Source organism: Empedobacter sp. EJD.6dd (assembly GCF_057369435.1).
This window is the reverse complement of sequence record NZ_CM170667.1, coordinates 2,949,591-2,975,568: the sequence shown is the minus strand read 5'-3', so window position 1 is coordinate 2,975,568 and position 25,978 is coordinate 2,949,591. Positions and strand designations below refer to the sequence as shown.

General features: G+C 31.5%; 24 protein-coding genes and 2 tRNA genes. 7 read left to right on the top strand and 19 right to left on the bottom strand.

Features of this window, described 5'->3' with window-relative positions; genetic code table 11:
- Positions 1-73: 73 nt before the first annotated feature.
- Together AC2I98_RS13945 and AC2I98_RS13940 are read right to left on the bottom strand one after the other, a co-directional pair.
- Positions 74-2,260 carry a glutamine synthetase III family protein gene (locus AC2I98_RS13945; RefSeq protein ID WP_486412264.1) on the bottom strand — a complete coding sequence of 729 codons (2,187 nt, stop codon included), beginning with the start codon at positions 2,258-2,260 and terminating at the stop codon, positions 74-76.
- A 261-nt stretch (positions 2,261-2,521) separates the two neighbouring features.
- Positions 2,522-2,935 carry a DUF4293 domain-containing protein gene (locus AC2I98_RS13940; RefSeq protein WP_486412263.1) on the bottom strand — a complete coding sequence of 138 codons (414 nt, stop codon included), beginning with the start codon at positions 2,933-2,935 and terminating at the stop codon, positions 2,522-2,524.
- Between the two features lie 175 nt (positions 2,936-3,110).
- Between AC2I98_RS13940 and rho the strand changes: the two genes are divergently transcribed.
- Positions 3,111-4,754, top strand: a complete 1,644-nt coding sequence (rho, locus tag AC2I98_RS13935; RefSeq protein WP_486412262.1) for a transcription termination factor Rho — start codon at positions 3,111-3,113, stop codon at positions 4,752-4,754.
- A 52-nt stretch (positions 4,755-4,806) separates the two neighbouring features.
- On the opposite strand, the gene AC2I98_RS13930 is transcribed toward rho, so the two are convergent.
- From AC2I98_RS13930 to AC2I98_RS13900, 7 genes are all read right to left on the bottom strand, one after another.
- On the bottom strand, positions 4,807-5,415 hold the full coding sequence (locus tag AC2I98_RS13930) for a DUF6331 family protein (protein ID WP_286483761.1): 609 nt from the start codon (positions 5,413-5,415) through the stop codon (positions 4,807-4,809).
- A gap of 68 nt (positions 5,416-5,483) precedes the next feature.
- Positions 5,484-5,567 (bottom strand) — tRNA-Leu (locus tag AC2I98_RS13925).
- Between the two features lie 24 nt (positions 5,568-5,591).
- Positions 5,592-5,664 (bottom strand) — tRNA-Gly (locus AC2I98_RS13920).
- Between the two features lie 136 nt (positions 5,665-5,800).
- Positions 5,801-6,313, bottom strand: coding sequence for a DNA-deoxyinosine glycosylase (locus AC2I98_RS13915; protein ID WP_486412261.1), 513 nt, complete (start codon positions 6,311-6,313; stop codon positions 5,801-5,803).
- A complete protein-coding gene (locus tag AC2I98_RS13910; protein WP_486412260.1) occupies positions 6,313-6,675 on the bottom strand; it encodes an AIM24 family protein in 363 nt (120 codons plus the stop codon). Before AC2I98_RS13910 ends, AC2I98_RS13915 begins: the two co-directional genes overlap by 1 nt.
- Positions 6,650-7,009 carry an AIM24 family protein gene (locus AC2I98_RS13905; protein ID WP_486412259.1) on the bottom strand — a complete coding sequence of 120 codons (360 nt, stop codon included), beginning with the start codon at positions 7,007-7,009 and terminating at the stop codon, positions 6,650-6,652. Before AC2I98_RS13905 ends, AC2I98_RS13910 begins: the two co-directional genes overlap by 26 nt.
- A gap of 110 nt (positions 7,010-7,119) precedes the next feature.
- Positions 7,120-9,036: an ABC-F family ATP-binding cassette domain-containing protein gene (locus AC2I98_RS13900; RefSeq protein WP_486412258.1), complete on the bottom strand. Its 1,917-nt coding sequence runs from the start codon at positions 9,034-9,036 to the stop codon at positions 7,120-7,122.
- Between the two features lie 107 nt (positions 9,037-9,143).
- On the opposite strand from AC2I98_RS13900, the gene AC2I98_RS13895 reads away from it, so the two are divergent.
- The 3 genes from AC2I98_RS13895 (at position 9,144) to AC2I98_RS13885 (ending at position 10,342) form a co-directional block, all read left to right on the top strand.
- A complete protein-coding gene (locus AC2I98_RS13895; RefSeq protein ID WP_486412257.1) occupies positions 9,144-9,731 on the top strand; it encodes a hypothetical protein in 588 nt (195 codons plus the stop codon).
- Positions 9,732-9,750: 19 nt separating this feature from the next.
- On the top strand, positions 9,751-9,972 hold the full coding sequence (locus tag AC2I98_RS13890) for a hypothetical protein (protein WP_486412256.1): 222 nt from the start codon (positions 9,751-9,753) through the stop codon (positions 9,970-9,972).
- Positions 9,973-10,033: 61 nt separating this feature from the next.
- On the top strand, positions 10,034-10,342 hold the full coding sequence (locus AC2I98_RS13885) for a hypothetical protein (RefSeq protein WP_486412255.1): 309 nt from the start codon (positions 10,034-10,036) through the stop codon (positions 10,340-10,342).
- A 1-nt stretch (position 10,343) separates the two neighbouring features.
- Here AC2I98_RS13885 and AC2I98_RS13880 read toward each other — a convergent pair whose 3' ends face one another.
- Together AC2I98_RS13880 and AC2I98_RS13875 are read right to left on the bottom strand one after the other, a co-directional pair.
- Entirely contained in the window at positions 10,344-10,811 is a 468-nt protein-coding gene (locus AC2I98_RS13880; protein WP_486412254.1) for a hypothetical protein, read from the bottom strand.
- 11 nt (positions 10,812-10,822) lie between these two features.
- Complete coding sequence (locus AC2I98_RS13875) at positions 10,823-11,881, bottom strand: NAD(P)/FAD-dependent oxidoreductase (protein ID WP_486412253.1); 1,059 nt, start codon at positions 11,879-11,881, stop codon at positions 10,823-10,825.
- A 73-nt stretch (positions 11,882-11,954) separates the two neighbouring features.
- On the opposite strand from AC2I98_RS13875, the gene AC2I98_RS13870 reads away from it, so the two are divergent.
- Positions 11,955-13,007 carry an endonuclease/exonuclease/phosphatase family protein gene (locus tag AC2I98_RS13870; protein WP_486412252.1) on the top strand — a complete coding sequence of 351 codons (1,053 nt, stop codon included), beginning with the start codon at positions 11,955-11,957 and terminating at the stop codon, positions 13,005-13,007.
- 168 nt (positions 13,008-13,175) lie between these two features.
- On the opposite strand, the gene AC2I98_RS13865 is transcribed toward AC2I98_RS13870, so the two are convergent.
- The 8 genes from AC2I98_RS13865 to AC2I98_RS13830 all read right to left on the bottom strand — a co-directional run bounded on the left by AC2I98_RS13865 (position 13,176) and on the right by AC2I98_RS13830 (position 23,020).
- Complete coding sequence (locus tag AC2I98_RS13865; protein WP_486412251.1) at positions 13,176-13,559, bottom strand: hypothetical protein; 384 nt, start codon at positions 13,557-13,559, stop codon at positions 13,176-13,178.
- A 74-nt stretch (positions 13,560-13,633) separates the two neighbouring features.
- Positions 13,634-14,536, bottom strand: a complete 903-nt coding sequence (gene porN, locus AC2I98_RS13860; protein WP_486412250.1) for a type IX secretion system ring subunit PorN/GldN — start codon at positions 14,534-14,536, stop codon at positions 13,634-13,636.
- 22 nt (positions 14,537-14,558) lie between these two features.
- Positions 14,559-16,127 carry a type IX secretion system motor protein PorM/GldM gene (porM, locus tag AC2I98_RS13855; protein WP_486412249.1) on the bottom strand — a complete coding sequence of 523 codons (1,569 nt, stop codon included), beginning with the start codon at positions 16,125-16,127 and terminating at the stop codon, positions 14,559-14,561.
- 50 nt (positions 16,128-16,177) lie between these two features.
- Positions 16,178-16,849 (bottom strand): type IX secretion system motor protein PorL/GldL, encoded by a 672-nt coding sequence (gene porL / locus AC2I98_RS13850; RefSeq protein ID WP_486412248.1) that lies wholly within the window; start codon positions 16,847-16,849, stop codon positions 16,178-16,180.
- Positions 16,850-16,883: 34 nt separating this feature from the next.
- Complete coding sequence (gene porK, locus AC2I98_RS13845) at positions 16,884-18,323, bottom strand: T9SS ring complex lipoprotein PorK/GldK (RefSeq protein ID WP_486412247.1); 1,440 nt, start codon at positions 18,321-18,323, stop codon at positions 16,884-16,886.
- Between the two features lie 107 nt (positions 18,324-18,430).
- Positions 18,431-19,582, bottom strand: coding sequence for an arginase family protein (locus AC2I98_RS13840; RefSeq protein WP_486412246.1), 1,152 nt, complete (start codon positions 19,580-19,582; stop codon positions 18,431-18,433).
- On the bottom strand, positions 19,582-22,116 hold the full coding sequence (gene topA, locus AC2I98_RS13835; RefSeq protein ID WP_486412245.1) for a type I DNA topoisomerase: 2,535 nt from the start codon (positions 22,114-22,116) through the stop codon (positions 19,582-19,584). The genes AC2I98_RS13840 and topA overlap by 1 nt, the downstream gene beginning before the upstream one ends.
- Before the next feature lie 85 nt (positions 22,117-22,201).
- On the bottom strand, positions 22,202-23,020 hold the full coding sequence (locus AC2I98_RS13830; protein ID WP_486412244.1) for a hypothetical protein: 819 nt from the start codon (positions 23,018-23,020) through the stop codon (positions 22,202-22,204).
- A 126-nt stretch (positions 23,021-23,146) separates the two neighbouring features.
- Between AC2I98_RS13830 and miaB the strand changes: the two genes are divergently transcribed.
- Both miaB and AC2I98_RS13820 read left to right on the top strand, forming a co-directional pair.
- On the top strand, positions 23,147-24,592 hold the full coding sequence (gene miaB, locus AC2I98_RS13825) for a tRNA (N6-isopentenyl adenosine(37)-C2)-methylthiotransferase MiaB (protein ID WP_486412243.1): 1,446 nt from the start codon (positions 23,147-23,149) through the stop codon (positions 24,590-24,592).
- A gap of 114 nt (positions 24,593-24,706) precedes the next feature.
- Positions 24,707-25,978 (top strand): sigma-54 interaction domain-containing protein, encoded by a 1,272-nt coding sequence (locus AC2I98_RS13820; protein WP_486412242.1) that lies wholly within the window; start codon positions 24,707-24,709, stop codon positions 25,976-25,978.

Genomic DNA, 25,978 nt, shown 5'->3' with positions numbered 1-25,978 from the left:
ATAAATATCTAAAAATCAATCAAATAAAAAAACCGATGAAAAATCATCGGTTTTGTATTTTTAGCACTTAATATTAACGTGTAAATAACAACTCTCTGTATTTTGTTAAAACCCAATATTCGTTGTCTACCATTAGTTCTAACTTATCTGCATGATAACGAATTTCATCATAATATGGTTTTACTTTATCACAATAAGCATGTGCTTTTTCTTCTAAAGATTCTACTACATTTGCTTCTTTACGTGCATCCATCATCAAATGTAATTTTGCATTTAATTCGTTTACATGCATCGAAATTTTCTTTAAAATCATGATTTGTTCACTTGCATATTGTTCATAATCATTTCCAAATATATCTTTAAATCCTCTAATGTTTTTAATCAACAAGTTTTGATATTTAAAAACAGTCGGAATTATATGATTTCTAACAATATCTCCTAACACACGCCCTTCAATCTGAATTTTCTTGATATACTCTTCTAATTCAATTTCATAACGTGCTTCAACCTCTGTACTATTCATTACATTTACTTCTGCAAATAAATCCAACGATTTTTGAGAAATTTTTGCTTTTAAAGCAGATGGAGTTGTTTTATGATTTGATAATCCGCGACGTGCAGCTTCTTCTTCCCATTCTTTACTATATCCATCTCCTTCGAACAAAATATTTTTTGTTTCCTTAATATATTCTCGTAATACATTGAAAATCGCTTCATCTTTCTTTAAACCACTTTCAATCAATGTGTCAACTTCTTTCTTGAAATCAATCAACTGTTTTGCTACTATTGCGTTTAAAGTTGTCATTGCATTTGCACAGTTTGCAGTCGATCCAACAGCACGGAATTCGAATTTATTTCCTGTAAAAGCAAATGGTGAAGTTCTATTACGATCTGTATTATCCAATAAAACGTCTGGAATTTTCCCAACAACGTTTAATTTTAAATCTGTTTTTTCTTCTGGAGATAATTTCCCTGTCGAAACACCTTCTAATTCTTCCAATACTTTTGTCAATTGTTGACCAATAAATATCGAAATAATTGCTGGAGGCGCTTCATTTGCACCTAAACGATGATCATTAGAAGCAGAAGCGATTGAAGCACGCAATAATTCTTCGTAGATTGAAACCGCTTTTATTGTATTAATAAAAAACGTTAGAAACTGTAAGTTACTATTTGGTGTTTTTCCTGGGGCTAATAAATTCACTCCAGTATCCGTTGCTAACGACCAGTTATTATGTTTTCCTGATCCGTTAACACCTTTGAATGGTTTTTCATGGAATAATACTTTGAAATGATGACGTTCTGCAACTTTTTGCATCACATCCATCAATAAAGAATTATGGTCAACTGCTAAATTTGTTTCTTCGAAAATAGGAGCCAACTCAAATTGATTCGGAGCTACCTCATTATGACGAGTTTTCACAGGAATACCTAACAACATACATTCGTTCTCTAAATCGCGCATATAGTTTAATACTCGAGAAGGAATCGATCCAAAATAATGATCTTCTAATTGTTGACCTTTCGCTGATACATGTCCTAACAATGTTCTTCCTGTTTGTAAAATATCTGGACGAGAAGCTGCCAAAGCATCATCAATTAAGAAGTATTCTTGTTCCCAACCTAAAGTTGGTATAACTTTCTTCACATTCTTATCAAAAAACTTCGCAACTTCTGTAGCTGCCTCATCTATTGATAAAAGCGCTCTTAATAATGGAGCTTTATTATCTAAAGCTTCTCCTGTGTACGAAACAAAAACTGTCGGTATACATAAAGTTGTACCGAAAATAAATGCAGGAGATGTTGGATCCCAAGCTGTATATCCTCTTGCTTCGAAAGTATTACGAATCCCTCCGTTTGGAAAAGAAGAAGCGTCTGGCTCTTGTTGAACCAATAATGATCCACTAAATTTTTCTACTGGATCACCACCTCCAAATGAAGTTTCGAAAAAAGCATCATGTTTTTCCGCTGTTGTTCCTGTTAATGGTTGAAACCAGTGTGTATAATGTGTTACACCTTTGCTCATCGCCCACTCTTTCATCCCTAAAGCAACAAAATCTGCCATTTTACGGTCGATTTTTGTACCATGATCCATTGCAGAACGAACTGCTTTGTATGCTTCAGAAGTTAAATGCTGACGCATTGCTTTGTCATTAAATACATTACTTGCAAAAATATCAGATTTTTTACCTAATTCTGGAACACTAACTGGTGTTCGATTGCTTGCTGCTTTTAAAGCTTCAAAACGAAATGATGTCATAAAGAAATAATTTGTGTTGTTTTATCACACAAAAATAAATAAAAAATAAACACAAAATTAAATAACCCCTATTTTTTTAGGGGGTGTAATTTATTTTAATCAACAAAAACTCAGAACACCCCTGTTTTAAGCTTATTTATTTAATATAATTATCAAAATTAATTTTTATTTAATATTGAAATGGAATAATCAGAAACGAAAAAAGCAGTTTCAACACGTTGAAACTGCTTTTAGACACTCATAATATAAAAAGTTTTTGGTCTATCTGAATCTATCTACTGATTTTACAAGATCATCATCCTTCTTAATCAAACGATTGGCAATTGACAGAAGCACAATCGAAGCTAAAGGAACTAATGCCCAAATACCTTTCTCAGAATTTCCTTCTCCAGGTAATGTTAATAGACAATATACAAAAGAACCAATTAATAAAACATTCAAAATAATGTTTAACCATCCTAAACCTATTTGTAGGTTACGTTTTTTAAAAAACATAATGGTTAAAAATGAAATTAAAGCTGATGAGAAAAAGGCTAACGAAAAAATGTAATCCCCTTTCTCCGGATTTTGTAACCATTTTAATGGAATATCAAACAGCTTATCAAAATTCATGGCGAATATACTCGAAATTATTCCACTTAAGAATAAATATATACTTTGCTTTCTTTGAATCATTTCTTAAATTTCGAATACAAATGTAAAAAAACTTTTTGATTTTTTATAATTATTCGTACTATTGCATTAATAAATCTCAAATTTATTCGCTTTGTAACAATTCTATTGTTATGATTCCCAATTACTTTATTGAATAAAAAAAATATAAACACATTAATACCTTCATTATAGGATTATGTTTGATATCGAAAAATTAAAATCATTCAAATTACCAGATTTACAACAAGTTGCAGAGCAATTAAAAATCGATGGGTATAAGAAATTAAAAAAAGGTGAGTTATTAGACGCTGTTGTAGCTTATATTAACACTCAACCTAAGGCTGAAGAAAGCGTTGAAACAAAGGCTGAATCTAAACCTACGAAGAAAGAGAAGACTGAAAATCAACCAACTGAAGAAAAGAAACAAAAACGAAAAAGAGTTCAATCTTCAGATACAGAAGTTCAACAAAAAGAGGTTGTTGTCGAAGAAAAAAGAACTGAAAAAGTAGAAAATACTTCTACCGAAACAGAAAAAAAAGAAGAAAATAACCCTCGTGTTAATAAATTTCAGGAACGTGCTAATAAAAGCCAAGATCTGAAAAAGAATAACAATCAGAAGAAAAATAATCCATCTGATAATCGTAATCAAAACGAACCATCTCAACATAATAATCAACACAATCATCAAAATCAAAAAAATAAGTATCGCGCTGCGAATTACGAATTTGATGGAATTATTCAAACAGAAGGTGTTTTAGAGATTTTACCAGATAATAATTATGGTTTTTTACGCTCATCAGATTTTAATTATTTATCATCTCCTGATGATGTTTATGTTTCTCAATCTCAAATTAGATTATTTGGACTAAAAACAGGAGATACAATTACAGGAGAAGTTCGCCCTCCAAAGGAAGGAGAAAAATATTTTCCTTTAATCAAAATCAAAGAAATTAACGGTCGTACACCAGATTATGTACGCGATCGTATTGCTTTTGAACATTTAACTCCACTTTTTCCAAATGAAAAATTCAATCTAAGTAATTCAAAATCTTTATCAAATCGTGTAATTGATTTATTTACACCAATTGGTAAAGGTCAACGTGGTATGATTGTAGCACCACCAAAAACTGGTAAAACTACCTTATTAAAAGATATTGCGAACGGAATAGCACAGAATCATCCAGAGGTATATTTGATTGTTTTATTAATAGACGAACGCCCAGAAGAGGTAACAGATATGAAACGCTCTGTAAACGGAGAAGTAATTGCTTCTACGTTTGATGAAGAAGCAAATCGTCACGTAAAAGTTGCAAATATCGTTTTAGAAAAAGCTAAACGTATGGTAGAATGCGGACATGATGTAGTGATTTTATTAGATTCTATTACGCGCCTTGCTCGTGCTTACAATACGGTTTCTCCTGCATCTGGTAAAGTTTTATCTGGTGGTGTTGATGCAAATGCATTACACAAGCCAAAACGTTTCTTTGGAGCTGCACGTAATATCGAGAATGGAGGTTCTCTTACAATTATCGCAACTGCATTGATTGATACAGGTTCTAAAATGGATGAAGTTATTTTCGAAGAATTTAAAGGAACTGGTAACATGGAATTACAATTGGATCGTAAGATTTCGAACAAACGTATTTTCCCTGCGATTGATTTAGTAAGTTCTTCTACGCGTAAAGATGATTTATTATTAGACGATAAAACTCAACAACGCATGTGGGTTTTAAGAAATATGCTAGCAGATATGAATCCTGTTGAAGCAATGGATTTCTTACATCAACGAATTAAAAACACTCGTAGCAACGAAGAGTTTTTAATTTCTATGAACGGTTAAAATTGTTCTTAACATAAATTCAAAACCATCTAAAGCAATTTAGATGGTTTTTTTATTGAAGATTTAATTCTATCTGAAATTTAATATGCTGAACTAGTTCTAAAAACACATCTTTATTAAAATATTGATTTAGATAATTACTATAAATTTCATTATTTTGAAATGATTCTATTTCTATAATTAGATCATTAAAATTTATTAAAAGTTCTTCAACATCGAAAGATTTAACAGTTTTACTTATTGTATCGGAAGTAAAATCACAAGCACTTATTCCACAACACTCAAAAACACATTCAGTAGAAAGTGATTCCCAAAAGCTATAAGTTTTCACTAATAAATTATCAATATTAATAGACTTAATATCCTTTTCTAAAGGTATCCATTTTATGTATTTATCTTCATCAATCTTAATATCATCAATACAATGAATATTTTTATTTGAAAATACAGCTGCTTGAATAATATCCTTCTCTTTCTTATAAATTAATTTAAGAAACATATACAAAGAATCAATTTTTCCTTGAGAAAGTTGAATTAAAGAACTTTGAATAATACGTTTTTCATTGGAAAGCTTAGAGAAATCTATGTTATTTAATAAATAATATGCTTTATCTACTTCAGAATCTTCAAAACTTTGTTGTATTTCTTTTATTAGAGTCATACAAATTAATTTATAAAAATAAAGATATACAAAAAAAGCCCAAGAAAATAAATTCTTGAGCTTTTTTGTACCTCAGGCGGGACTTGAACCCGCACGTCCTAATGGACACAGGATTTTAAGTCCTGCGTGTCTACCAATTCCACCACCAAGGCATCCACTTCTAAGAAAGAAGTCAGAGCGGGAAACGAGACTCGAACTCGCAACATTCAGCTTGGAAGGCTGACGCTCTACCAATTGAGCTATTCCCGCGATTGTGAGTGCAAATATAGAACAGCTTTTTTAATTACAAAACTTTTAGGAAACATTTTTTTCATAATTATTTCACATAAAAAGCTAAGTTTCTCATCGTAAATTTTTTATACTCAAAAATATTTTTACATTTTTTTTATAAATTCATTTCAGTATCGGTAAACTCATCCAAAATCATTGCTTTTTTCCAAACATCTACTAATTTTTGATAGGTAAATTGAGCATTTGCTGGACTTGTACTTGGTAAAGAAATATAGTTTATAGATGATTTTTTATCAAAATATTTCCAAAATAGTTGCTCTGCTTTCTTTCCATTGAAAATTATTTTATCAATTGTGGGATATTTTATCAACAAATCTTCAATCTTATTCGGAATTTCATTTTTCATATCCACATCCATGCTTCCTTTTCGATCTGCTGAATGAGCAACATCCCAAAGAGCCAAATGATGCGCTAAAATAAGTTGCTTTCTAATTTCATAATCATCTGAAAATTCATGATTAAAAATCTCGAATAATATCTTCCAAAAACGGTTACGAGGATGACCATAATACTGATTGATTTCCAATGATAAATCTCCAGGCAAAGAGCCAAGAATTAAAATTCTTGGCTCTACAGATATAATTGATTCAAATGATTGTTTATACATTATTTACTTTCTTGAAAATAAACTTCTTCGTATGGTTGAATCAAAACCCAACCATTACCAGAAAATTTCATTTGAAATTCTTCTCCACTTCCTCTTCCTAATAAACTTTTGAATGACACATTTGATTTCAACTCTGGAGATAAATTTCCTGACCATGCTACCGTCGCGTTAGGATCTGTAAAAACAGGATTTTCAGGTGTTACTAACAACGTTAATGGATCGCCATGCGTAGAAATTGCAACCATTCCTGCACCAGATAATTTGACTTGAAATAATCCTCCTGCCATCATTCCAGCAATACTTTTCAACATCGTGATATCCGATTTAAGAGATTGATCATGAGCTAAAACATCGTTTCCCATTCACACAAATCGATTCGTTGTTCATTTGTAATATCTGAACTTTTTTTCCTGAATCTGCAACATACAAACGACCAGAACCTTCGGCTTTCATTAACTTTGTTCCTTCTCCTGTCAATGTTTTCTTTAAAAATTTCCCAAGTCCACCCGAAAGCATTCCTTCTCTTTCAAACTTGATATTTCCTGTATATGCTACCATACTTCCAGCTTTTGTCCATACAGCTTGATTGTTCAAATTAATCTCCAACATTTGTGGTTTCTCTAATTCGAAATAATCGTGTTCAGCATCATTTTGTTTCGTTTTATCAATAAATTGACTAATTGTATATTCACTCATAATTTGGTTCATTTAAGGTTTGTTATTCATCTTTTAAAGATAGACTTTTTTGCATAAAAAAAGTGTCGTAAAACTACGACACTTTGTATTATTTTTGAACAACTATAATTTTAGAAAATCTGTTCCGAAACTTCTTCCCATTCTAACATTTTCTTGTCTAAATCATTTTTCAAATTTGCGTATTTATCCAATTCTTGCTGCGTTTGAGAACCTGCGTGTAATTTATTTTCTAAATCCGCAATCTTCGTTTCAAAATCTGAAATCTCCGTTTCTATTCGTGATAATCTATTTTTAAGACGTTTCTGCTCTTTTTCTTCTTCGAATGATAGAACACGTTTGGCTTGCTCTATTTTAACCTCAATCGGCTTCTCTTCCTTTGGAGCAGCTAAAGAATTTCCTTTCTCTACCTCACGGAAGTTACCAGCTTTAATTTGCGCCAAATAATCGTCAATACCAGAAAGATATTCTTTCACTTGTCCATTACGAAAATCGAACACTTTATCTACTAAACCTTCTAAGAATTCGCGGTCGTGAGAAACCAAGATCAATGTTCCAGTATATTTTTGCAAAGCTTTTTTCAATAATTCTTTTGAAACAATATCCAAGTGATTCGTCGGCTCATCCATGATTAATACATTGAATGGACGCAACAACAATTTACACAATGCTAAACGATTTCGCTCACCTCCCGAAAGCACCGAAACTTTTTTCTCCACAGCATCACCACCAAACATAAATGCACCTAAATAATCGCGAACATGTTTACGTGTTTCTTCTGTTGCTGAATTTTCTGCTTCTTCTAAAACAGTTAATTTATCATTTAAAACATGTGCTTGATTTTGAGCAAAATATCCAATTTCGACATTATGTCCATGTTTTATTTTTCCCGAATAATCTTGTTCATTAATAATGGCACGTGATAAAGTCGTTTTACCTTGACCATTTTGACCAACAAAAGCTACTTTTTCTCCACGATTGACATAAAAAGAAACATGATCAAAAACTTGATGATCACCAAAAGCAACACCTACATCATCTAGTTCGAAAATAATTTTACCAGGTTGAATAGCATCCACAAAACGGATATTCATTTTAGTAACATCATCATTTTCAATTTCGATACGTTCTATTTTATCTAATTTTTTTATTAATGACTGAGCCATAGAAGCTTTGTTCGCTTTTGCACGGAATTTTGAAATTAAATCTTCCGTATGCTTAATCATCTGCTCTTGATTCTTCTGTGCTTGCTCTAATTTTTCGCGACGATCTTCACGCAACTCTAAGTAACGTGTATAATTCGCTTTAAAATCAGAAATATGACGATTCGCAATTTCGATTGTACGATTGGTTACGTTGTCCAAAAATTGACGGTCGTGCGAAACCAATACAACTGCACCAGGATAATCTTTTAAGAAATCTTCTAACCAGATAATCGAATCGATATCTAAGTGATTGGTAGGCTCATCTAAAAGCATTACATCGTGCTTTTGCAACAATAGTTTTGCTAATTCAATTCGCATTCTCCATCCTCCAGAAAATTCTTCTGTTGGACGATGAAAATCTGAATTTTTGAATCCTAATCCAATTAAAATTTGCTCGATTTCTGCATCTTTCGTGTAACCTCCTAAAAGTCCGAAACGTTCTGTTAAATGTGAAATATCTTCAATTAATTTTCCGTATTCATCTGATTCGTAATCTGTTCTTTCGGCTAATTCTTTGTTCACAAAATCGATACGTTCTTGAATTTCAACCAATTGTTCGAAAGCAGAATCTGCTTCTTGCCAAACTGTTCGTCCTTGTACAAAATCAATATCTTGCGATAAATACCCAATTGTTACGTCTCCTTCATAAACAACTTCTCCTTCTGAAGATTGTTGGCTTTTGGCTAAAATTTTAAGTAACGTAGATTTTCCAGCTCCATTTTTACCTACTAAACCAACACGGTTTCCTTTGTTGATGCGGAACGAAACGTTTTCGAATAAATATCTACCCGCAAAATAAACTCCTAAATTTTGTACTAATAACATTTTGCAAAAATACAATGTTTTTTGTTAGATGAAAATTTAGAAGATGAAGGTTTTATGTGATTATTTAAAAAAATGATTTATTTTTAGTTCTAAATCTATCTACTCTGATGAAGCAATTAGAAAAAATACATTTGATATGCCTTTTTATTTTTATAATAGGTTTGTTTTTGTTAGGAATTGAGGGATATGGTATATATTCTAAAGGTATTTATCGAACTTCTAGTAATCCTATCTTTCTTCCTTTTGCAATTGCGTTAATTATTCCATACATCATTTCAACATTTGTTAAAATATTTTATGATAGACAAAAACAAAATGATCAAAAAATTGTAACAAATAGTAATGCAAAAATTTTAGTTGAAAAAGGTAAAACAATCATCGTTGATTTTGAAAAATCAATAAAAAAAATCATTGAAATTGATGAAAATACTAACCTTGATCTTGAAATCATAAAAGAAAGTTTATTCCCTATTGTTAATTGTTTTAACTCAAATGAACACATCAAAAAGGGTTCCTTAATAATTGTAGAATACAAAGTTGATTATAAAAAGTATTACAAAGACTTTACTTTACCTTTTAATGCTAAATCTACCCAAACAATTTTCAAACTAAAAAAAAATACAATCTTATATTATGATGAAAATAATCCTTCAAACTCAGTCATAGATTTAAAATTTCTTGAAGAATTTATTTGATTTTATAAATATTGCTCTAATGAAAATAATAATTGATAGCTGGAATGAAGGGTTTCAGAAAGTTTCATTAACTCATTTACAAATTGAATTATTAAGACTTTCATTAAAAACTGCAAAAAGTAATGTAGACAAATTACTAAATGGAGAAAAAATAACAATAGATATTGATGACGAACAATTAGCTTTAACTTTTATACAAGAAGCTAAAAAAATTGAAGCTAATTGTAGAATAAAATATTAATCTATTTTGGTTTTTGTAAAAAATAAAAAATGTATATTTAGCTAAATATAAACAAGTTGTTATGAAAAATTATATCGTATTGTTATTTTTAGTTATGATGACTACATTATCATTTTCTCAAAATTTCATTTTGAAAATTGATTCTTTGAGTAGTAAACAAACAACTAATTTTAATCAATTTAATAGTTTTATTTATCATACAAATCTTGAAAAAGATTTAAAACTGATTCCTTTCAATAGAAAAATAGATCTTAACAATCCTAATTTTGGAAAAGTGAATTATGATATTTCTAACCCAAATAAATCGACTGATTTACCAAGTTTTTTCCTACATGGCGTATCTAATTTACTTGCAAATTTACTTAACTAAATTAGTTCTTTACCTTGATTTTGTAACTCAAAAAATACAAAACAAAACTGATTACAATCGAAAAAGTTGCTGGTACAAAATAAGCTAAGGCTAAATTGTTGGTTGGTATAAAATTTAATGGAAGATTTATTAATCTAAATTGATAAATCAGAAAACAAATTACAACTATAATTACTGCTATTTTCCAATTGTAATTTCGTTTGTGATTTATGACAGAACATAAAATATACGCCAAAACAATTCCGATAAAACTTAAAATTGTTTTCATTGTAGCTAAATGTTTTAGTTTTGCACTAATTCCGAATTCGTCACTTTTTCGAACTAAAAAGGCAAAATTATCTTTTCCCATAGAATGTATTAATTCAATCAAATCTAATTCTGCCAAAACATAAAATTGTTGAATTCCTAAAAACAACAATATACTGGCAACAAGTTGAAGTGTAAATATTTTTAAATTAAAATCTTTCATTGAAAATAGGTTTAAAATCGATCATAAAAACGTGCAATATCAGCTTCTTTATCAATTGGCTGATCACGCTCTAAGAAATCGTACAAATCATCTACCATTACTGGTGCCAACATTGTTCCACGTGTTCCCATACCATTCAAACAAATCAATTGTTGATATGTTGGATGTGCACCAATAATCGGTCGACGATCTACAACTGTTGGACGAATAGAAGCATGTTGCTCCATAACATTTATGTCTTCTTTTAAAAACTGTTTTACTCCTTTTACCAAATAATCTTTTGCTTCTTCAGTAATTTCGTAATTCACATGATCTCTATCGTAAGTAGCACCAACAAAATATTGATTACCTTCTAAAGGCATCAAAAATTCTTTCCCTTTTACAACAGCTTCAGGTAAATTGGCTTTTGTTTCAATTTTTAAAACCTCACCTTTTACACCAATTATGGGAAGATTACTGAAATATGGATTATTCAAAATATTATAACCTTCTGCGAAAATTATTTTATTTGCTTCGATTTTTTTATAGCTCGTTGTATTATCATCTATTTTTAATGCTTCAAAATCGAATGTTTCATCTAAAAACAAATTATTTTCGGTTAAGTAATTTTCAAAATCACTCAATAAATTTGTTAAATCAACTCGACCAGTGTGCAAAACTTCACCCGAACCAATTGGATTATGAATAGAAGAAAAATCTGTCAGTTGATCTGTATTTGTGGCTAAATAATCAATTAAATCAGGATGAGCAGTCGCCTTTTTTAACCAAGTTTTTTTCTCCTGCTCGTCATTAAAAATTCGATAAACTGGAAAATTGTAGATGTATTTTTTATTCAATAATTGCTCGAATTCACCAAAAACTTCTCGTAAACGATTAATTTGATGCGTCGCATTCCATACAATTGAAAAACGTTTTAAAACAACAGGATTGAAAATCCCAGCCGCAATTGCTGATGCTTTATGAAAATGATTATCAATAACGATAAACGACTTTTTTTCTTGCAACAATTTCATCGCCATACAACTTCCTGCAACGCCTTGACCAACGATGATATACTCTACTTTATTCAACTTTTAAAATTTGGTTACAAAGTTAAATAATGTTTTGGTTTTACTTATCTTTATTCCTAAAATCAACCTTTTTATGCAAATCTTTTACACCATTTTTTCTTGTCTTATTATACTTTCGGTTATTATTCCGTTTATAAAACATACACATTGGTCGGTAAGAGTTTTTGATTATCCTCGATTTCAAAAATTTATATTAATTCTCATCGCAAGTATTCTTTTTATTTTTGTTGATAAAACTTCTGTTAACATCAGCATTTTTGCATGTTTAATTTTTGCTGCGATATATTTATTATGGCTCATCATACCATATACTCCATTTGGAAAAAAAATGATTGATCAGGTTGAATTAAGAACAAATGAAGCTCCTCTAAATTTACTTGTCTATAATGTTTTACAAGACAACACTAAGTATCAAAATTTGGTAGAATTAATCAAAAAAAGAAATCCAGATATTGTTTTTTTATTGGAAACAAATACAGAATGGATGGAACAAATAAGAGAAGCTACAAATGAATTTCCCTATAAAATTGAAGTTCCATTGAAAAACACTTATGGATTATTGTTTTATTCTAAACTTCCAATTCGTTATCAACAGATTAATTATCTTATAAGTACAGAAATTCCTTCTATCATTGCTGATATTGAATATAATAATCAACTTATACGCTTATATGGTTTACATCCAACACCACCAGTTCCTCAAGAAAACGAAGAAAGCACCGAACGAGATGCTGAAATTTTGATAATTGGAAAACAAGCCAAAGAATATGGAAATGCGTGTATTGTTTTTGGTGATTTGAATGATGTCGCTTGGAGTAGAACTACGAGATTATTTTTAAAAACTTCTCAACTTTTAGATCCGAGGCGTGGTCGTGGAATGTTCAATACTTTTCATGCACATCATTGGTTTTTACGTTGGCCTTTGGATCATTATTTTTTGAGTTCTCAGTTTCGATTGATAGAAATGATTAGAGAACCAAATATTGGATCGGATCATTTTCCTATCAGTATTAAAGTTGTTTTACGAAATGACGATACGTCTGGTGAAATAAAACTTGATGCTGAGGAAAAAGTTGAAGTTGAAGAAAAAATAGAGGAAGGAATTGAAAAAGGCGATGCGAATTAGATTTTAGATTTTAGATTTTAGATTTTAGATTTTAGATTTTAGATTTTAGATTTTAGATTTTAGATTTTAGATTTTAGATTTTAAGAAATAACTAAATTTGAGAAATCTTATTGTAAAAGAATTAAACTATTTATAAAAAAACTCCAATGTATATACTGGAGTTTTTTTTTATTTCAATTGTAAGATTACAATTCCAAACTGTTCACCATTCGCACCATAAAGTGCTTCAGTATATTTATCCTTTTTATATTCGAAAGATTGTAGTTCATCTACAGAAATACCATTCAATTCTTTCAATTTAATTGATTCGAATTTACCAAATTCATTTTTTAGAACAACAATTAATTCATCTACATTCATCAGTATTCTTTTTGCTTCGAAGGTATTTAAAGAAGTAATATAAATATTTTCTACAAATTCTCTTAAAGACAATCTTTTTTGACTTTGCTCTAATTTAGTCGTTGATTTTTTAATAGAATTAGAAAGAGTTTTTTGTTGAGCAAAACTATTCATCGAAATAAAAAGAGATGCTAAAATGATAATATTTTTCATAGTTGTTATTTTACTTTATAAAGAAAACAAAAAATCCAGTCAATTGACTGGATTTTTTGTTTTATAACTTTTAATTAATAATTCCATAAATCAGCTTCTGACTGAATAATCGAATTTCTAATTTTGTGATGCTCTTCAATTTGACCTTTAGAGTCATTTGGAATATAATCATCAATCATTTTCGTACCATACATCGTCTGCGCTTTATAAATAACAGAACTAAAACGTCTTGCATTTAACATTTCATCATATGTAATTGCCGAATTAGAATTACTTGGGTTGAAAACTGTTGCATTAACCAACACATTACGTGCGTCTGGATACCAGATCCAAAATAAATCTACGAACGCTCCATCCGCAAATTCTGTTCCTAATGATTGTGCATCAGGTCCCATAATTGCTAATCCTAACAAACGATATTTTAATTCTCCTAAACGACGATCAATGTACCAAAGACCTTTCGTTTTGACCATTTTGATATCATCAGACTTTATTTTATAATTAAAGATAGCCGCATCATCAGGTGTTTCTCCCGCAGCTTTCATATCAAAGTAATATTGCTGTGTATCTTTTTTCTCATTACGAGCCATAATCTGCTCGAAACTCATTTTAGTCTGAAAGTACTCATCGTCGTATACTTCTCTAATCTTTTTGCTACGAACTCCATCAACTAAAACATCATATAACGATTTAGAATTTTGAACTAATTCGTCACCAGATCTATAATATGGCTGATTTAAACGCTCATTTAAATCAATAACTTCCCATACTACTTTCGACCATAAAACGTCTTTATCCTCAATAAAACCGTATTTCATTGGATCTTGCGCTGTACTTACCGTATCACCTGCTTCATCAACTCTTGTTTTATTTTCGCGATCTCTTCTTAACTGTTCTGGCGAAACAGCGTTAAGAACATTTTGCGCCATTGTAAGGGTTGAGAAGAAACTCATTAAACCAAACAAAAGATACTTCATATTGTTATTTTTTACTTTTTAATTATTGTACTTGAATCGCAATTGACGATGCTTCACCTGTAGCACCTGAATTTGTACGGTACTTAATGTCGAATACACCAATTATATCTCCTTTTTTCGCTTTCGAAATTACTCCTGCAGCACCAGACATTTTATTTCCAGTAACGCGAGATGTTACTTGCCCAGGTACTTTTACATTAAATGATGTTACTTCACCAGTAATAGGGAATAAGAAATCTGGCCAATCTACACGAATTGTTTGTGCTGCAATTCCATTATCTGGAATACCAGGACTTGTTTTTCCTAAAATTACACCACGTGCTGGTGGAACTGGTTTGATACGGAACGTTTCGCGAACTGATAATGTTTTACCAGAACTTGCTTTTGTAGTAGCAGTAAACGTAACTTCATTTCCTCCGCCTGGAGAATAATTCCATTTATTAGCTCCTGCACCAGAAACTGTTCCTGACGAAGCATTTAAACTAACTGGTCCATTTGCTCCATTAATTGTTGCTGAAATCGGGTTAGATACTCCACGATAAACAACACGTAAATTATCTGCAACGATAGAACCTCCTGTTGGGTCTTTCTCAATAATCTCAGCAGCTTTTTTATCTAATGTTTGTGCTACAACTTGGTATGTTGAAGGTGCAATATTTACTGTTTTAGTTTGTCCATTCGCTACATAAGAAATACTACCTGTTAAAGTGTGTAAACCTACAGCAGATGTATTTAATTTAATAGAAGCTTTACCATCTACAACAGCAGCAGAACCAACACTTGTAGAAACAGATCCCTTGATAGAATTATCATAAGCACCTAAAACTACATTAAGTACAGCTTCGTCACCAACTTTAACAACACCTGGAGATAAGAATAAACCTTGGAAAGCATCCAATTCAATCTTCTCTTCTAATTTACCTGATAATAATGCTCTTACTAAGTTACCTTCTTCTGTACGAGCATCCATTTGCATTTTTGATAAATTCGTTAACGAAGCAACCATTGGTTGATCATAAAATTTTTCTTGAACCCAACTCTGATTTTTAGTTTTTGGATTTGTACCAAAAAATTCGTTGATACGAGCTTCTGCATTTTTAGCATCAGGACTTTGTTTGGCAAAATTCATCAAGAAATTTCTGAAACCATCAATTTTTCCTGTAAACTCTTGTGCTTTTTCATTTCCTTTATCCCCTCCTTTTCCTTTGAAAAATAAAGAAACAATAGGTTCTGTATTTGCTAATGAGTTGTAATCTGTATCTTCTGAACCTGATACAAAATCAGCACCAGCTAATTCTTTTTTCAATCCATCAATATAAGCAACAAAATCATTTGTTTGCTTTTTAACCTCTGCCGCATCTGCTTGCGTTTTTGCATAAGTTGGATCATCCTTTGCTTTTAGATCAATTTGACCATAAAAGGTATCATTATTTGTTTTCGTCAAAGTCGTAGTCGACTCTAAAGAAGTATTTATCGTTTCGAAAGATCTCAAAACCTCACGATCCACGTTCAACGCCATCATAGCAATGAACACGAGATACATCAGGTTAATCATCTTCTGACGTCCGGTTAGTCTACCACCTCCTGCCATAATAATTTATAGAATTAATGAATAATTTAGTTAATTTATCAGTACAATGATTAGTTATTTTTCATTGCAGAAAGCATACCTCCGTATACTTTATTTAATGCATTAATGTTTGCAGAAAGCTCTTGCATTTCTTTTAAGAATTGCTCTGAACTACCTGAAGATTTTTGCATTTCTTCGATAAATTGTTTGTTTAATTCTACTTGTTTTTGGCTATTTACGATTTGCTCAGCATAAACTGCATTTAATTGACTGATGTTTGTAGATGCTTTTGCAATTTCGTTACTATATTGTTCTGTTGATGCAACAGCTGATGTTGTTGTATTTAATTCATTAACAGCTGAACCAAATTTATCTAAAGAACCGCGTAATCTTTCGAAAACTTCTTTATCTAATTTGGCGTCTGCTAAAACTTTGTCTAACTCAGCAGTTAAATTATTTCCTGCAGTTGCAACAGCAGCCGTTTTTCTTTGTACTGGTTCGCCATTTAATAATTCTGGATAAGCTTTTTCCCAATCATAACTTCCTTGAGGTTTATCAAAAAATGCTGAATAAAAGAAAACGAATGCTTCAGCTACTAATCCGATTGTTAAGATTAAGTTTGCTGATATAGGTCCTAAATTTGTGTGTGTAATTTTACATAATGCCCCGATAATTACTACTGCGGCAAAGAAATTGTACAAAAAATTTGTAAGACGTTCTTGTTTTGAAGCTTGTACTGCCATATGAGTGCTTTTTATTTATTGTTTTAAAGATAGGTTATTTGGTTTTTCTAAAATTTACTTTTGATCCTTCTGGGAATGATTGTACTGTACGGAATCCGATGAAACTTCTTGCAGAATCTTTATGTTCCCAGTCACGAGATGATACCATTAATAAGTATCCAACGTCTTTCCAAGAACCTCCACGAACACTTCTGTTAACTTCTCCTGACATCGTAATAGATGGGTTTAATGAAGAAGACATTGTGTAAGAAGATCTGTTATATGGAGAGCTAGTCCATTCAGCTACATTTCCAGCCATGTCATAAAGACCATATCCATTCGCTTTGAAAGTTTTGATTGGAGCAGTATACATATATCCTGTTTTCTTTCCGTCGTTAATTTCTAAATAATCTCCACGTTTTGGTTTAAAGTTCGCTAAATAACATCCTCTATCATCTGTTAAATAAGGACCTCCCCAAGGATAAGGTGCATTTTCTAATCCACCTTTAGCTGCATATTCCCATTCAATTTCTGTAGGTAAACGGTAGCTAATTACTTTAACTTGACTTCCTCTTTTCTTTTTATTGTTCAAAGCAGTATTGTGATATCTTGTACGGAAATCACAAAAAGCAGTTGCTTGATTCCAATTTACACCAACTACAGGATAATCAGCATATGCTTTATGCCAAAAATAATCTTGGTGCATTGGATCATTGTAAGAATAGTTAAAATCTCTTACCCAAACTGTTGTATCTGGATAAATATTTAAACTAAATTCTTTACGAAAATCTACACGGAAAGTTCCTTTTTTCTTAGCTGCTGCAGTTTGATCAACTGTCACATAAGAATAGTTTAACTTACGCGTATCAATACGTCTTTCTCCATTCATACGCTCTTCTGGTGGATAATACATTCCTTCCATTACTTCTGCGTAATCAACATCTGGATATTTATATTTATCCCATTCTAAACGCTGTTTCCAGTTTAATTTCTTAGAATCTAAAGATTGTCCATCTCTACCTGTATTACTATTCTTAAGATATTCGTCATATGGGGTTCCTTCTCCATCTGCAGAACCAGAAACATATGCATAACTTCCTATTCCATCGTTATCTGCAGCTGGGTTCATAGGGTCAAAACCTAAAGTTTCAGCTTTGTTAGCTAATGCTGTACGAGCAATAGAATCTTTTACATAATTTACAAAAATCTGATATTCAGAATTTGTAATTTCTGTATCGTCCATAAAGAAACCTGTAACAGTAACAGTTTTTACTGGAGCGTCATTTGTTTTTGTAAAATCATAATCGGTTTGTCCTAAAACAAACGATCCACTCGGAATCGGAACCATTCCTTTTGGACGAACTGGCGTCCAAGCCGAAGATGTTTTCGAAACTATCTGTCCATCATTTCTATCACTACTCCCTCTGTTCTTCAGCATTTTACATGATGATAAAGAAAGAGATAGCAACAATGCACTTACCAAAATTCTATTCATTCTGTTATAGATTTATTTTTATACAGGTTTTATACTTTAGTTCTCAATTAATAAGGCTACAAATTAAGGCATTTTATTAATTGATTTTTATAATTGTTCTTTATTTTTTAATAAAATTTTTTGAAATACTTCCACCATCTGTTTGGTATTTCACCATTCAGGGCTTGTTCATAATCTTTGTCTGAACACGAAATGATTTCAAATTTTCTTTCACCATCAACAGTATTATCAACTTCGATCCACATTTGATTAGTTATTATATTTCGATAAAAAATATAATTATACCCTTCTGTAGGAACAAAAATTTTCTCAAAATATTGTGTATCGTCAAAACTTTTTATCTCAGGACGATGATTTTTTCCATCAATAAAATACCAAATCATTTGTGCTAGCAATAAATGATCTAATTTTTTGTAGTTTTCGATATAATCACAAACGTAAAGTGAAGTCAATTTATTGCTGAATCCCAAATATCTTGTCAACGCACAAATTTCGCGCGAAGTAAAACCATTTGGTGTCATATTTTTTGAAGATAAAAAATCTGAACCTTGTAAACTCGAAAGATTGATTAACGCTGCGTTTGCATCTCTCGAATAAGGTTCAATTTCTCTTACATTCTCGGAAATTACTCCCAAACGAACTGCTTCAAAATTTAATTGATCCAACAAATCCAATTTTTCTTGCGCTACAAAATACGTTTGAAAACCAATATTTGTATAATCAAGTAAATTAAAAGGTTCGTTCGAAATAATTTTTGTTAGATAATTATTTTCTGTTGTTTGCGTTTCATCTTTTCCTAAACGCAACTTATGATCGATTGTTAAGAAATAAACTTTATCAACAAGTTCATCATAAGCACGGTATTGTTGATAACCTAAACTTGGATTCCCACCCAAAATAACAACGCTATAGCCTGCTCGAATTAATCCGTTTACAACTTCTTTAAAAACTTTTTCGGTTTCATGTTTATCATCATAGTAATTTACATCACCAAAATCGTACAAATCTATCGACCAATTTCCCATTTGCAGTTCATACAATTGTGTACGAATAAGACTAAAATCCACATCTTCGATCAAATCATTTTGTTTTGAACGAGATTCTGTCACACCAATAATTGCAATTTTATCGTTCGAATTTTCTTCTGACTCAAGAATATCTTCACGAAATTTCACTGATGTTCCTAACGCAAAAGAATTACAAGACTTTGCAAAGTCTTGTAATTCTTCAGAAACTGGTTTTAAAAAGTCCTTGTACATTACTTTTTAGTCGTTGTTTTTTTAGTTGTGGCTTTCTTAGCAGTTGCTTTTTTTACTGGAGCTTTCTTTGCTGCTGTCTTCTTTACAGGTTTTGCAGCTTCTATCAATTTCTCTACCTCAGCTAATGTCAACGCTTCTGGATTAGTTTCTTTTGGCAATTCAACTTTAATTTTTCCTTGAATTAAATTGAAACGTCCCCAACGTGCTTTTTCTAATCGAATTTCTTGTTCTGCCCATTCGCGAACAACACGTTCAGATTCTTTACGTTTTTTATCTTCAATCAATTCGATAATATCAGCTTGTGATAAATGATCGAAATCGTATTTTTTTGGAACATTGATAAACCATTCACTCCATTTGATAAATGGTCCGAAACGACCTTTACCTTTCGTTACATCATGCCCTTCGTATTGCGCAATTGGAGCATCTGCTTTTAATTTTTCTTCGATTAATTCTACCGCACGTTCAAATGATAAATCCATTGGATCTTCTTCTTTCGGAATCGAAATATATTTATCATCAAACTTTACATAAGGTCCAAAACGTCCTATATTCACCTCAACTTCATGCGCTTTGTATTCACCTAAAGTTTTTGGTAATTCGAATAATTTTAACGCTTCTTCTAATGTAATATTATGAATCGATTGATGTTTTTGAAGGCTAGCAAAACGTGGTTTTTCTTCGTCTTCTGCTTCTCCAATCTGGATCATAGGACCAAAACGACCGATACGTGCATGTACTTTTTTACTTGAAGTTGGATCAATTCCTAATTCGCGTTCTCCAGTTGCACGATCAGCATTTTCTTGAACATCTTCTACTGTTTGATGAAATTTTGTATAAAATTCATCAATCATTTTTGTCCAATTTAGTTTTCCTTCGGCAATTTCGTCAAAACTATTCTCGACGCGAGCTGTAAAATCGTAATCTAATTCATTCTTAAAATAATCAACTAAGAAATCATTTACCACAATTCCAATATCAGTTGGCATTAATTTGCGACGATCTGCTCCAAAAATTTCTTTTTGTTGCGTTTTTTTGATTTGATTATCGATTAACGTTAAGGTATTATATTTTCGTTCTTGACCATCTAATTCGCCTACTTCTACATAACCTCTATTTTGAATTGTAGAGATTGTTGGTGCATAAGTTGAAGGACGACCAATTCCTAATTCTTCTAATTTTTTCACCAAAGATGCTTCTGTATAACGAGCTGCAGGACGAGAGAAACGTTCAGTACCGTTAATTTCATCAGCTTTTAATTGCTCATTTACTTTTACGCTCGGCAACAATACTTTGTCATCATCAGCATCTTCGTCATCATGCGATTCTTGATATACTTTTAAGAAACCATCAAAAACAATTACTTCTCCTTTTGCTTGAAAAGTAAAGTTGTTTTTGTTGTTGTCGATATCAATAATTGTGCGCTCTAATTCGGCATTTGCCATTTGAGAAGCAACCGTACGTTTCCAAATTAATTCGTATAATTTACGCATTGAATCGTCAGCATTAATCGAATGATTTTCGAAATGCGTTGGACGAATTGCCTCGTGCGCTTCTTGTGCCGATGAGTTTTTATTTTTGTATTTTCTTATCTCAACATATTTATTTCCGTAAGCAGATTCTATCTCAGATTTTACCGAAGATAATGCATCATCAGATAAATTTACACTATCCGTTCTCATATAGGTAATATGTCCAGATTCGTATAATTGCTGCGCTACACGCATTGTTCTCGAAACAGAAAAACCTAATTTACGTGAAGCTTCTTGTTGTAAAGTTGATGTTGTAAATGGTGCTGAAGGTGTACGTTTTGCTGGTTTTTTCTGTAAATCATTTACTTTAAAATCTGCTCCTACACATGTTTCTAAGAAATCTTCGGCTTCTTTTAACGTAGAAAATTCTTTTGTTAAAACTGCTTTTAATGTTCTTCCTTCATTTGTTTCGAAAATTGCAATGAATTTATATGACGAAACTGGAACAAAGTTTTGAATTTCTTTTTCGCGTTCTACAATTAATCGAACAGAAACTGATTGAACACGACCTGCAGATAAACCTGGTTTGATTTTTTTCCATAAAATAGGCGACATTTCAAAACCAACTAATCGATCTAAAACTCGACGAGCTTGTTGTGCATCAACCAAATTTTCATCAATTTGACGTGGATTTTCTACCGCTCGCTGAATCGCTTTTTTCGTAATCTCGTTAAAAACAATACGTTTCGTATCTTTCTTTTCTAATCCAAGAACGTGATACAAATGCCAAGAAATTGCTTCTCCTTCGCGGTCCTCATCGGATGCTAGCCAAATTGTTTGGGCTTTCGAAGACAATTTTTTTAGTTTACTTACAACGTCCTTTTTATCAGGTGTCACTTCGTATATTGGCTTATAATGATTCTCGATTTCGATTCCCATTCCTTTCTTAGGTAAATCGACTACGTGACCAAAACTTGATTCCACGATAAAATCATCACCTAAAAAACCTTGAATGGTTTTAGCTTTTGCTGGGGACTCAACAATAACGAGATTTTTAGACATATTGTTTTCTTAAAAAATTTCTGCAAAATTAATAACAAAAAAACGAAGCAGCCAAAAATGATTTTCAACTGCTCCATAATTTTATCTATTTCATGTAAGGATTATCTTTGTAAATATCTGTTCCGATTTGTTCTATTTCTGATTGTTCATCATCAAAACCAACTACTTCCTTGTACAATACATACATCATTACATATACAAGTGGAATTGCAGGAATAAGACCAATACAACATAAAATAAAACCAACTATTATTATTGCTATTCCTAATAATAAAACAACAAAGAAACTTCCAAAATTTTTGAAAGCTAATTTCATACTATAATTCAATGCTTCTTTTAAATCAGCTGACGCAAAAATAATTAATGGTACAGCTAACATCCACATTGTATATACTATAAAACCTGGTACAAGACATAACATAAATCCTATACTACCAACAATTTGAACTACTAATGTTACAAGGAAAAGATTTAAAAATTTCCCGTCTTTATAATGAATAAAAATATCACTTACTTCAGGATTTTTATTAAAATCATATTTATAAGCCATTGTATAAATACTAAATAAAATAGGATATAACACAGCTGATAAAATATTCGTAGCAAAAACTGAAATAATCGTAGAAGTATTTGTAAATATTTCTTTATACATTTCAATTGCTGCATTTGGGTCTCCACTATTAGCTACAGCTTGAATTTCTTCTTCGTCAAAAGTAACTGGAAAAATAAGTCCAACTAACATATTAATAACCCATGATGTGACTGCATAAATTATCAATGCTAAAATTGCATAACCTGCAATTCCAGAAAAAATGCTCCATGCTTTTTCAACAATTTGTCCAGACTTCAATTGGAAACCATTTTGAAGCTTTTCTTCTATTCGTTCTTGTACTTTTTTATCCATATTTGTAAATTCTTAGTATTTAGTTTCCGTAAATCTACAAAATGTTAATAAAATGCAAAAGAAAATTTTACTGCCAATATGTCACATAGTTTTATTATTTTTGCACGATAATATATACATTTCAGAATGCATACAGAAGAAAAAAATATAGATGAAACAAGACAGGGAGAAGCTTTGATGACTGCTCCTACTCGTAATGCTACAAAGAAATTATTCTTAGAAAGCTACGGATGTCAAATGAATTTCTCAGATAGTGAAATTGTTGCATCTATTCTAAATAATGAGGGTTACCAAACGACACAAAAAGTTGACGAAGCAGATTTAATCCTTTTAAATACATGTTCTATTCGTGAAAAAGCAGAACAAACAGTTCGCAAACGTTTAGGAACTTTAAACGCCATTAAAAAACAAAATCCAAGTCTTAAAATTGGAGTTTTAGGCTGTATGGCTGAGCGTTTGAAACATAAATTTCTTGAAGAAGAACATTTAGTTGATATTGTTGTTGGACCAGACGCTTACCGCGATTTACCAAATTTATTGAATGAAGTTGAAGACGGACGTGATGCAGTAAATGTTCAATTATCAAAAGAAGAAACTTATGCAGAAATTTCTCCTGTTCGTTTAGGTGGAAATGGTGTTACAGCTTTCGTTACAATTACTCGTGGTTGTGATAATATGTGTACATTTTGTGTTGTTCCTTTCACTCGTGGTCGTGAACGTTCTCGTGATCCACATTCTATCTTGAACGAATGTAAAGAATTAGCCGAAAATGGTTACAAAGAGATTACTCTTTTAGGTCAAAATGTCGATTCATATTTATGGTATGGAGGAGGACCAAAAAAAGATTTCAAAAATGCAACTGATATTCAGAAAGCGACTGCTGTAGATTTTGCACAATTATTAGACATGGTTGCAACGCAATTTCCAACTGTTCGTTTACGTTTTTCAACTTCTAATCCACAAGATATGGAAGAAGGCGTTTTAGAAATGATGGCGAAACACAAAAACATTTGTAAATATATACACTTACCAGTTCAGTCAGGTTCTACAACTGTTTTAGAGCGTATGAATCGTCAACATACCCGTGAAGAATATTTCGAATTAATTGATAAAATTCGTCGCATTGTTCCAGATTGTGCTTTATCTCACGATATGATTGCAGGTTTCTGTGGAGAAACAGAAGAAGAACACCAAGATACTTTGTCGTTAATGGAATATGTGAAATATGATTTCGGTTATATGTTCGCTTATTCAGAACGCCCTGGAACACCAGCGCACAAAAAAATGCCAGATGATGTTCTACCTGAAGACAAAAAACGTCGTTTACAAGAAATCATCGAAATGCAACAAAAACATTCTGCAGAGCGTATGAATGGTTATGTTGGTAAAGTACATGAAGTTTTGATTGAAGGAAACTCTAAACGTGACGAAAATTTCTGGTACGGACGTAATACACAAAATGCCGTTTTGGTTTTCCCTAAAGTAGAAGGAACTAAAATTGGTGATTTCGTTAACGTAAAAGCAAATAGCTGTACAACTGCAACATTAATTGGTGAAATGGTTGAGGCTTAAAAAATAAATTATTAAGAAGGGTGTTTTGATAAATCATCCTTCCTAATATTTCATCCAGAATAGAATGATGAGAAGTTGAAAAAAAATCAACTTGACAACCTAAAAAAATAAAACATGGATTCTTTACAAACAATCAAACAACGTTTTGGAATCATTGGAAATAATGTAGCCTTAAATCGTGCTTTAGAAAAAGCTATTCAGGTTGCACCTACCGACATTTCTGTTCTTGTTATCGGGGAAAGTGGCGTTGGTAAAGAATTTGTTCCGAAAATTATTCACAATCAATCTGCTCGCAAGCACAATAATTACATTGCTGTAAACTGTGGTGCAATTCCAGAAGGAACAATTGATTCTGAATTATTCGGACACGAAAAAGGAGCTTTTACAGGTGCAACACAAACTCGAAAAGGTTATTTTGAAGTTGCTGATGGTGGAACAATTTTCTTAGATGAAGTTGGAGAATTACCCTTAGCAACACAAGTACGTTTGTTACGTATTTTAGAATCGGGTGAGTTTATGAAAGTAGGTTCTTCGGAACTTCAAAAAACTAATGTTCGAGTTGTTGCTGCAACAAATGTAAAACTGAAAGAAGCTGTTGAAAAAGGTAAATTTCGTGAAGATTTATATTATCGATTAAACACAGTTCAAATAGATATTCCGGCATTGCGCGAACGAAAAGAAGATATCAATTTATTGTTCCGAAAATTTGCTTCAGATTTTGCAAATAAATATAGAATGCCGCATATCGAGCTATCGCCAGAAGCACAAAATTATATTGCGAATTATCCTTGGCCAGGAAATGTACGTCAATTACGTAATTTCGCTGAACAAGTTTCTGTCGTGGAAAAAGACCGTGTAATTTCATTAGAAAAAATAATGGAATTATTACCGAATAATTCAACAATGTTAACGGTTACAAATAAATCGAAAGACGGAAATTCTTCAGATTTTATGGAGCGTGAATTATTATTCAAGGTTTTATTGGACATGAAAAAAGATTTGAATGATTTGCGTGCATTAACATTAGATTTGATTAAACACAAAGATGCAGATGATTTTAACGGCAACACACAAGAACTAATTCAACGTGTTTATCAAGACCAAAACGAACCTGAAAATGATTTTGTTCCAAATCAATATAATTTAGTTTCGACAACTCCTACGTCTCAGACACCAAATTTTCAACAACCACAATACGATTATTCAAACGATGTCTATGACGTAAGTCCAATTGAAGAACCAGAATCACTTTCATTACAAGACAATGAAAAGGAAATGATCAAATTGGCATTAGAAAAACATAAAGGAAAACGTAAAATGGCAGCTGACGAATTAGGAATTTCTGAGCGTACATTGTACCGAAAAATCAAACAATATCATTTGTAA